1 protein-coding gene is annotated in these 698 nt (G+C 58.3%); it reads left to right on the forward strand.

Annotation, left to right across the window (positions count from 1 at the left end; all coding sequences use genetic code 11):
• Positions 1–336: 336 nt before the first annotated feature.
• Positions 337–698 (forward strand): reverse transcriptase N-terminal domain-containing protein (locus PSOLE_RS23435; protein WP_211281489.1); only part of this gene is annotated, 362 nt, incomplete at its 3' end.

Genomic DNA, 698 nt, shown 5'->3' on the forward strand with positions numbered 1-698 from the left:
CCGGGGGAAAGACGAAGCCTAAACGGGGAATAGATGCGACTCGGGGAACGTGGCAATCCCGACCACTCGCCTGACCAGCAGCATGGTCAGGCAGGCAAACCGCAAGGGGCGCTGATGGGTGTGGGGAATGGGAGGATGCAAGAAGCGAATGGCTGCCTGTAATGGGTAGCATACCGGTTGAAACATCACCGGCAGGGGCAACCCTGGCTGACGTGCATCTGGTTTACGAGCGCAAGAAGAGCCGCTGATTCCAGCGATAACCAAACGACCCTATGGGCGACTACTGCCCATAGGGGAGTAGTCCGTCCTGAATGTCGTTCATCTCAGGAGGACTGTATGAAAACGCAACCAGCAACACCGGTCGCGTCTGCGCCCTCCGGCGGAGTGATGAATTGGCACGATCTTGATTGGGCCACCATTCAGCAAGCCGTTCGGAAAACGCAGCTAAAGATTGCGCAGGCAACACAGGAAGGTAACTGGCGCAGGGTTAAACGCCTGCAACGGATGCTGACCTATTCGTTTTACGGCCGCTGTTTGGCTGTACGACGAGTCACGGAGAACCGGGGTCGTAAGACTCCGGGCGTCGATGGAGAAACCTGGGGATCGCCCCAGGCCAAGCTCCGTGCTGTGGGAAGTCTGTCGAAACAACGGGGTTATCGGCCCAAACCGCTACGGCGGGTCTGGATACCGAAACCCGG

This window comes from Pseudomonas oleovorans subsp. oleovorans, from assembly GCF_002197815.1.
Classification (GTDB): domain Bacteria; phylum Pseudomonadota; class Gammaproteobacteria; order Pseudomonadales; family Pseudomonadaceae; genus Aquipseudomonas; species Aquipseudomonas oleovorans.